Genomic DNA, 7,949 nt, shown 5'->3' with positions numbered 1-7,949 from the left:
GTCCGCAGGAGCTCGGCGCCGGCGTCCTCCTCGCCCTCGGCGACGTCGAACAGGTCGACGGTGAGCGGCTCGGGGTCGTCGGGACCGCCCCACCAGGCGCCCCGCGCCACCACCGTGCCGTCCCGCAGGGCGACGCGCTTCCAGTCGGGGCGGTACCGCGCCCGCCGGTTCGCCTCCTGGGCCCGGAGCGGGTCGGCCAGGGTGTCGAAGACATGGACGGTGCTCTCGTCGAGCGTGCGAATGACCAGACCGGTCATGGATTCCTCCGGGATGCGTGCTGCGTGGAGCGCTCCCGGTCGGGCCAGAGGGGGCACGCCAGGGGAACGGGGAGGGAGCGCTGGACGGCCGTGAACCGCATGGTTCTCCCGTCCTTCCGTACGTACGGCGGGCGTGGTGTCGGACGGTAGGCGGGCGCGTACGGACGCGTCCATCGAATTTCCGGGGCGGGCCCTCGGGCGTGTCCGGGCGTAGCGTGGGCTTGTGAGGACGGTGGGCGGCTGGTCCCGCCAGTACCGGGACGAACGCAGCTGGCTGCGGGGTGCGCCGCCCCCGCGGTGGATTCGGGTGCTGCCCGTCGTCCTGCTGCTGGCCGTCACCGTGGCGACCATCACGACGGGCGACGACCTCGACCTCGCGTTCCTGCTGGGGGCGATCCCGCCACTGACGGTCCTGTCCTACGGGCCGCTGGCCACCGCGCTGCTCGGCGCTCTGGTCATCTTCGTGCTGCACGTCCCGGCCACGCATCTGAACCGGCCCGGCAACTCCGATCTGCTGACCATCGTCTTCGTCGCCGTACTGAGTGTGTTCGTGTCCTACGTACGCAGTCACCGGGACGCCCAGCTGGTCACGGAGCGGACGGTCGCCGAGGTGGTGCAGCGGGCCGTGGCGCCGCCGCTTCCGGAGCGGGTCGGGGCGGTCCGGTGCAGCGCGCTGTACCGTGCCGCCCAGCACGGCACGCTGGTCGGCGGGGACTTCGTCGACGTGCGCGACGGGCCGTACGGGGTCAGGGCAGTGATGGGTGACGTGCAGGGCCACGGGCTGTCGGCCGTGTCGACGGTGGTGTCGTTGCTGGGCGCCTTCCGGGAGGCGGTGCTGGACCAGCCCGGCCTCGAGTCGGTGGCGGCCCGGATGGACCGCCGGCTGACGGTGGACTCGGCGGGTGTGCGGCATGCCGAGCTGTTCGCCACCGCGATGCTGCTGGAGTTCTCCACGGACACGCGTTCGGTGCGGATCGTGGCGTGCGGCCATCCGGCTCCGCTCCTGCTGCACAACGGCCGGGTCCGCGAGATCGGCGTCGCCGCGGGGACTCCCCTGGGGCTCGGCCTCCTCGACGGCGATCCGCCCAAGGAGGTCACGGTCGCTCTCGAGCCGGGCGACCGGCTGTTCCTCGCGTCCGACGGGGTGTGGGAGGCGCGGGACGAGTCCGGTGGCTTCTACCCCCTGCCGGAGCGGCTCGGGGAACTGGCCGCCGGCGACTCGGCCCCGCTGACCGACCTGGTCTGGGAGGATCTCGTACGGCACTGCGGCACCATCCGGGACGACACCACCATGCTCGTCCTCGCCCCGGAACCGGCGCGGACCTGAGTCAGCCCACGTCCCACAGGAAGCGGTGGGTGTGGATGGCGAAGTAGGGGAAGGACTGCACCTGCCGGACGCCCTCGATCTGCCGGACCACGTCGTTGACGAAGTCCAGCAGGTCCTTCGGGCCCGGGGTGACCACCTCGGCGAACAGGTCGAAGCCGCCCGAGGTGAGCACCGAGTAGACGACCTCGGGCCGGTCGGCGAGCGCGTCGGCGACGGCACGCGGATCGCCGTCCACACCGATGCCGAGCAGCGCCATGGCCTGCCCGCCCATGGCCATCGGATCGGTGACGCCGACGACCTGGACGGCCTTGGTGTCGAGCAGCCGTTGCAGTCGCTGCCGGGCCGCCGAGGCGGACAGGCCGACCTTCGGGCCGAGGTCGGCGTACGCGATGCGCCCGTCGGTCTGCAGTTCGCGCAGGATGGCCCGGTCGATCTCGTCCACGTGTTTCCTTTCCGCCCCTGGTCGGCCCGGCCCCACCCTAGGCCGTGTCTCAGCCGGCCAGTTCCGCCAGGGCGGCGGCGAAGACCTCGGTGTGCGTGTCCACGTCCTGCTCGGTCGTGTCGGGGCACATCAGCGCCATGTTGTGGAACGGGGTGAGCAGGATGCCCCGGTTGGCCAGGTAGAGGTGGAGGAAGTCCTCCAGCTCCGCGTCGGCGGCCGCCTCGGACTCGGTGCCGGTGCGCGGGGCCGGGTCGGCGAATCGGTACTCGGTGCGGGCGCCGAGACGGCTCACGGACCAGGGCAGCGCGTGTGCGGCGATGCCCGCACGGACACCGTCCTCGAAGCGCTCGGACAGCTTGGCCATGTGGGCGAACGCCTCGTCGGTGAGGACGTGTTCCAGGGTGGCGCGCATCGCGGCGACGGAGAGCGCGTTGCCCGCCAGCGTGCCGCCGACCCCTCCCATGTCCACCAGGTCCAGGTCGTCGCGGGCGAGCAGCCGGTCGGCGAGCCCGGCGGAGAGGCCGTAGGCACCGGCAGGGATGCCGCCGCCGATGGCCTTGCCGATGGTCAGCATGTCGGGCTCCAGGTCCCAGGCGGCGGTGCAGCCGCCCGGCCCGGCGGAGAAGGTGTGCGTCTCGTCGTTGATGAGCAGGGTGCCGTACTGCCTGGTGAGGGCGCGTACTCCGGCCAGGTATCCGGGTTCGGGGAGCACGATGCCGATGTTGGTGAGCGCGGGCTCCATGAGGACGGCGGCCACATCGCCGTGGGCGAGTTCGCGCTCCAGCTGTGCCAGGTCGTTGAACTCGGCGACCCTGCTGGTCAGGGTGACGTCACAGGGGGCGCCGACGTTGCCGGGGCGGGCGGTGCCATGGCCGTCCGGACCGACGACGATCAGCGACTCGTCGACGCTGCCGTGGTAGCTGTAGCTGTTCACGAGGATCTTGGACCGGCCGGTGACGGCGCGGGCGAGCCGGATCGCCCAGCGGTTGGCGTCGGTCGCGGTCAGCGAGAAGCTCCAGCGGGCCAGCCCGAAGCGGCGGGTCAGCTCCGCGCCGACCCACTCGGCGTCCTCCGTGGGAAGCATCGCCGTGGCCCCGCCCTGCTCGGCGAACCTGCGGTTGACCGTCTCGGCCACCACGGCGGGCGAATGGCCGGCCATGGCCCCCGTGTCGCCGAGGCAGAAGTCGATGTACTCGTGTCCGTCGATGTCGGTGACACGGGCGCCCCGGGCGGTGTCCAGATAGCGGGGGAAGGCCCCGGCTGTCTTGTTCATCCAGGTCATCGGCACTCGGCCGAAGAGGTGTTCGGCCCGGGTGTAGGCCGCCTTCGAGCGCGGGTTGCGGCGTTCGGCCTCGGCGCTCTCGCGGGCCAGCAGGTGGTGGAGACGGGTGCGGTCCATGGAGTACCCCAGCGACGACGACCAAGACAACGGAATAGTCGGACTGTACGACTGAAATAGTGACTCACGCAAGGACCAGCGCTCGATTCGATCGTGACCACACTCGAATCGAGCGTCGAATCCGTCATAAGCAGTAACGATTACTCCACCCGGGGTCGAAATCGCGCTCACCGCTCGAACAGGCAGCACCAAACGCCAGGCCGCGCCACCCCTTCCGCCAGGTAGAAATATCTACCAGCATGCATATGCCGGGTTGGCGTGCAGTCGCACGAAGTGCCCGGTGACAGACGCTGTCTGCGCCCGTGTCAGGCAAGCGGAGATCACCCGGAGCGGTGCATGACGAACACGATGTGGATGCGGGGCGTGGAGTGGCTCGCCGCGGCGGCGGCCGACCCCCGGGCCTGCAAATGGGAGTGGGACCACGGCGACGGCATCGCGCTGCTGGAGGCCGGCCGCTTCTGGGACGTGCTGAGCGTTCCCGACCGGCTCGGCCTGCTCACTCTGGACCTGCTGTGGCGGCCGTCGCTGCCCGTCCCCGGGCCGACCCTGGTGGACACGGCCGCCCGGCGGGTCGGTTTCCTCCTGCCGCCCGACCCGTCGGCACAGTGGGTCGGCGCCGGGCTGCGCTACGCGACCAAGGGCTCCTGGGTGGCCGTCCCTCCGCCCTACCGGTCGGCCCGGTCCCTGGAGTGGCTCATCCCGCCCGACGGCACCGGTTCGCTCCATCTGCCGGGCACGCTGGAACAGGCGCTGCGCCAGGCCAACGGCACGCTGACGGTCCTCACGCCGCCGGGCGACGGATAGCGTCTCAGGGACGCTCCGCCTCCCGCCGGGGGCGTACCGGAAGCCCGGCGAGGAACGCCCATCTCAGGTCGGGGGCGGTGGGCACGGTCCGCCCCTCGGCACGCCACTCGGCGACGAGCTGCGCGTAGATCGGCTCACGTGTCCGCAGGGCGCCGACGGGCTGGGTACGGCTGGGGTGCGCGGGCTCCAGGTGCGGTGAGCGTCGGAACCCGAAGGAAGTCCGGTCCATGCCGGGGCAACGCTCACCGCCCGCCGGTGGCACGGGCGCTCACCGGGTCGGGTGAGCGCACCGCCCGATCGGGCCATCCACCGGTCCGACAACCATCTGAACGCAGGTGCTCCGGTCCGGTCAGCAGATCCTCGGCAACTGCTCCCCGAGCGGCATGTCGACCACGCGAGTGCCGCCCAGGCCGGTGCGGGCGACCACCATCCCGGGGTGGTCACCGACCGCCTCACCGATGATCCTGGCCTCCCTGCCCAGCGGATGCGCCCGCATCGCGTCCAGGACGGCGTCGGCGTGCCCGCGCGGGACGAAGGCCACCAGCTTGCCCTCGTTGGCGACGTAGAAGGGGTCCAGGCCCAGCACCGCGCAGGCGTTGGCCACGGGGGGCGGGACCGGGACGTCCCGTTCGGTGACGACCACGCCCGTCCCCGAGGCGGCCGCGATCTCGTTGAGGGACGCCGCGAGGCCGCCGCGGGTCGGGTCGCGCAGCACGTGCAGATCGGGCGTGACCGCGAGCATGGCCTCCACCAGACCGCCGAGCGCGGCGCAGTCGCTCTCGATCTCCACCCCGAACTCCAGGCCCTCGCGCACGCTCATGATCGCCACGCCGTGCACCCCGATCGCACCGCTGACGATCACCACATCGCCGGGTACGACCCGCTGGGGCCGCAGGTCGACGCCCGACGGGACGAGCCCGATGCCGGCGGTGTTGATGTAGATCCCGTCGCCGTGCCCGGCCTCCACCACCTTGGTGTCGCCCGTCGCCACCTCGACGCCCGCGGCCCGCGCGGCCGAGCCGAGCGCCTCGGCGACCCGGGAGACGGTCTCCAGCTCCACACCCTCCTCCAGGATGAAACCGCAGGAGAGGTAGGCGGCGCGGGCACCGCTCATCGCGAGGTCGTTGACGGTGCCGTTGACGGCGAGGTCGCCGATGGTGCCGCCGGGGAAGAACAGCGGGCGTACGACGAAGGAGTCGGTGGAGAAGGCCAGCCGGAGCCCGCCGAGGGAGAGTGCGGCGGCATCACCCAGCTGGGCGAGCACGTCTCCGCCGAAGGCGGGCGCGAAGACGTGCTGGACCAGCTCGGCGGAGAGCGTGCCGCCCCCGCCGTGACCCATGACGATGCGGGGCTGGTCGCGCAGCGGCGCCGGACAGGTCCACGCGGTCGGGTCCAGCGTGTCGGTGGTGGTGTCAGCCAACGGGGCTCGCCTCCCGGGCCGCGGGGGTGGTGTCCAGGCGCCGGTAGAGGTAGTAGGCGGCGCAGGCGCCCTCGCTGGAGACCATGGTGGCCCCGAGCGGGGTGCGGGGGGTGCAGCGGGTGCCGAAGGCCTCGCACTCGTTCGGTTTGAGCAGTCCCTGCAGGACCTCACCGCTGCGGCACTCGGCCGGTTCGCAGGTACGGATGCCCTCGACGGAGAAGCGCGACTCGGCGTCGTAGTCGCGGTACTTGGCGGACAGCCGCCACCCGCTGCCGGGGATCACCCCGATGCCGCGCCAGGCGCGGTCGGTCACCTCGAAGACGTCCTCCAGCATGGCGCGCGCGGCCGGGTTCCCCTCGGCGCGGACGGCTCTGGGGTAGGCGTTGTCGACGGTGTGCTCGCCGCGCTCCAGCTGCGCCACGGTGCGGCGGACGCCCTCCAGGATGTCCAGCGGTTCGAAGCCGGTCACGACGATCGGCACGCGGTGGCGCTCGGCCAGCTCCGGGTACTCGTCGACGCCCATCACGGTGCATACGTGCCCGGCGGCCAGGAAGCCCTGCACCCGGCAGCTCGGGGAGCGCATGATCGCCTCGATGGCGGGAGGGACGCGCACGTGCGAGACCAGCAGGCTGAAGTTGCGGATGTCCAGCTTGCGGGCCTGATGGACCGTCATCGCGTTGGGCGGCGCGGTGGTCTCGAAGCCGATGCCGAAGAACACCACCTGGCGGTCCGGGTTCTGCTGGGCGATCCGCAGCGCGTCGAGCGGCGAGTACACGACCCGTACGTCACCGCCCCCGCCGCGCACCTGGAACAGGTCCCGCCCGGTGCCGGGGACCCGGAGCATGTCCCCGAACGAGCAGAAGATCACCTCCGGCCGGGAGGCGATCTCCAGGGCCTTGTCGATGACCTCGAGCGGGGTGACGCACACGGGACAGCCCGGCCCATGGATCAACTCGACCTGGTCGGGCAGGAGTTGGTCGATACCGTGACGGATGATGGAGTGCGTCTGCCCGCCGCACACCTCCATGAGCGCCCAGGGCCTGGTCACCGTGGCGTGGATCTCGTCGAGGAGCCGTCGTGCCAGATCCGGGTCCTGGAACTCGTCGATGTACTTCACCTGCGCGCCTCCTCGGCGACCGTCGCTTCGGCCTGGCCCGCGGCCGCTGCCCAGGGATCTCCGAACTCCTCCTGCAGCATGCCGAGTTCGGCGAAGAGTTCGAGGGTCTGCCGCGCCGACTCCTCGTCGAGCCGCTGCAGCGCGAACCCGACGTGCACGATGGCGTACTCACCGACCTGGAGGTCGGGCAGATACTCCAGGCACACCTCCTTGACCACACCGCCGAAGTCGACGGTGGCCAACCGGGTGCCGTCGCGCTCCTCGATGTCCAGCACTCTGCCGGGTACCGCCAGGCACATGGGCCTCTCCTCGCTGTGGGGGTTCGTCAGTGGGGGGCTGTCGTGCGTGCGGCCACCAGGAGCTGGCCGAGGGCCAGGCCGCCGTCACCGGGAGGGACCAGGTGGTGGCGCAGCACCGTGAAGCCGTCTGCGTCCAGTGCGGCCGTACAGGCCGAGGAGAGCAGCGAGTTGAGGAACACTCCGCCGGTCAGGGCGACCGTGTCCACTCCGTGCCGCTCCCGCGCCCGTACGCAGACGTGGTGGACGAGACCGGCCACGGCCCGGTGGAAACGGGCCGCGACCCGGGCCGGGTCCGCGCCCGCCCGCAGATCGCCCACGACCGCCGCCAGAACGGGTGCCGCACCGGCCCGCACGGGGTCGGTGTCGCGCAGTTCGAAGGCGTAGGCGACGGTGTCGTCGGGGGGTGCCTGCAGGGCGGCCGCCTCCAGTTCCATCGCCGCCTGCGCCTCGTAGCCGGCCCGGTGACAGACACCGGCCAGGGACGAGACGGCGTCGAAGAGCCGGCCCATGCTGGAGGTGGGCACGCAGTTGAGGTTCCGCTCCAGCTGCCTTTCCAGTACCGGGAGTTCGGCGCGCGGGCAGGCGGCCACGCACGCCAGGTCGTCGGACCAGCCGATGCCGGCCGCACGCAGGTGCGCGAGGGCCATGCGGTAGGGCCGGTGCACCGCCGCGTCGCCGCCGGGCAGCGGCACATAGGCGAGGTGTCCGAAGCGGGTGAAGCCGTCGTAGTCCGCGAGCAGGAACTCGCCGCCCCACACCGCCGCGTCGTCGCCGTAGCCGGTGCCGTCGAAGGCGACCCCGAGCACCGGCCGGCTGCCGTCGAGGCCGTGTTCGGCCATCGCGGAGGCGACATGGGCATGGTGGTGCTGGACGCGGACCACGGG

Annotated in this window: 8 protein-coding genes and 2 pseudogenes; 2 read left to right on the top strand and 8 right to left on the bottom strand. The window is 72.0% G+C overall.

Translation table 11 applies throughout. The features are described 5' to 3' along the window. Window positions 1-257 (bottom strand): annotated as a pseudogene (locus ACFW2E_RS35550) (GNAT family N-acetyltransferase); the annotation flags it as partial. Between the two features lie 223 nt (window positions 258-480). Here ACFW2E_RS35550 and ACFW2E_RS35545 point away from each other — a divergent pair. Further along, window positions 481-1,584 carry a PP2C family protein-serine/threonine phosphatase gene (locus tag ACFW2E_RS35545; protein WP_384472726.1) on the top strand — a complete coding sequence of 368 codons (1,104 nt, stop codon included), beginning with the start codon at window positions 481-483 and terminating at the stop codon, window positions 1,582-1,584. Window position 1,585: 1 nt separating this feature from the next. On the opposite strand, the gene ACFW2E_RS35540 is transcribed toward ACFW2E_RS35545, so the two are convergent. Continuing rightward, complete coding sequence (locus ACFW2E_RS35540) at window positions 1,586-2,026, bottom strand: Lrp/AsnC family transcriptional regulator (protein WP_384472723.1); 441 nt, start codon at window positions 2,024-2,026, stop codon at window positions 1,586-1,588. 49 nt (window positions 2,027-2,075) lie between these two features. After that, on the bottom strand, window positions 2,076-3,425 hold the full coding sequence (locus ACFW2E_RS35535; protein WP_384472720.1) for a transaminase: 1,350 nt from the start codon (window positions 3,423-3,425) through the stop codon (window positions 2,076-2,078). Window positions 3,426-3,761: 336 nt separating this feature from the next. Between ACFW2E_RS35535 and ACFW2E_RS35530 the strand changes: the two genes are divergently transcribed. Continuing rightward, on the top strand, window positions 3,762-4,229 hold the full coding sequence (locus ACFW2E_RS35530; protein ID WP_384472718.1) for a hypothetical protein: 468 nt from the start codon (window positions 3,762-3,764) through the stop codon (window positions 4,227-4,229). Between the two features lie 4 nt (window positions 4,230-4,233). Here the strand turns inward: ACFW2E_RS35530 and ACFW2E_RS35525 are convergent, their stop codons facing one another. The 5 genes and pseudogenes from ACFW2E_RS35525 to ACFW2E_RS35505 all read right to left on the bottom strand — a co-directional run. Continuing rightward, entirely contained in the window at window positions 4,234-4,458 is a 225-nt protein-coding gene (locus ACFW2E_RS35525; protein ID WP_384472715.1) for a hypothetical protein, read from the bottom strand. A gap of 120 nt (window positions 4,459-4,578) precedes the next feature. Beyond that, on the bottom strand, window positions 4,579-5,649 hold the full coding sequence (gene hypE / locus ACFW2E_RS35520; protein WP_384472710.1) for a hydrogenase expression/formation protein HypE: 1,071 nt from the start codon (window positions 5,647-5,649) through the stop codon (window positions 4,579-4,581). Further along, the gene (hypD, locus tag ACFW2E_RS35515) at window positions 5,642-6,766 is read right to left on the bottom strand and encodes a hydrogenase formation protein HypD (protein ID WP_384472707.1); all 1,125 of its coding nucleotides are present in this window, start codon (window positions 6,764-6,766) and stop codon (window positions 5,642-5,644) included. The genes hypE and hypD overlap by 8 nt, the downstream gene beginning before the upstream one ends. Continuing rightward, window positions 6,763-7,065, bottom strand: a complete 303-nt coding sequence (locus tag ACFW2E_RS35510) for a HypC/HybG/HupF family hydrogenase formation chaperone (RefSeq protein ID WP_384472704.1) — start codon at window positions 7,063-7,065, stop codon at window positions 6,763-6,765. The genes hypD and ACFW2E_RS35510 overlap by 4 nt, the downstream gene beginning before the upstream one ends. A gap of 26 nt (window positions 7,066-7,091) precedes the next feature. Continuing rightward, window positions 7,092-7,949 (bottom strand): annotated as a pseudogene (locus ACFW2E_RS35505) (carbamoyltransferase HypF); the annotation flags it as partial.

The organism is Streptomyces sp. NPDC058964 (genome assembly GCF_042741275.1).
Taxonomy (GTDB): domain Bacteria; phylum Actinomycetota; class Actinomycetes; order Streptomycetales; family Streptomycetaceae; genus Streptomyces.
This window is presented reverse-complemented; position numbering and strand designations above follow the sequence as displayed.

Coding starts and splice junctions, on each gene's coding strand:
- ACFW2E_RS35535 (WP_384472720.1), bottom strand. CDS start 3,425: ATGGACCGCACCCGTCTCCACCACCTGCTGGCCCGCGAGAGCGCCGAG.
- ACFW2E_RS35530 (WP_384472718.1), top strand. CDS start 3,762: ATGACGAACACGATGTGGATGCGGGGCGTGGAGTGGCTCGCCGCGGCG.
- ACFW2E_RS35525 (WP_384472715.1), bottom strand. CDS start 4,458: ATGGACCGGACTTCCTTCGGGTTCCGACGCTCACCGCACCTGGAGCCC.
- ACFW2E_RS35510 (WP_384472704.1), bottom strand. CDS start 7,065: ATGTGCCTGGCGGTACCCGGCAGAGTGCTGGACATCGAGGAGCGCGAC.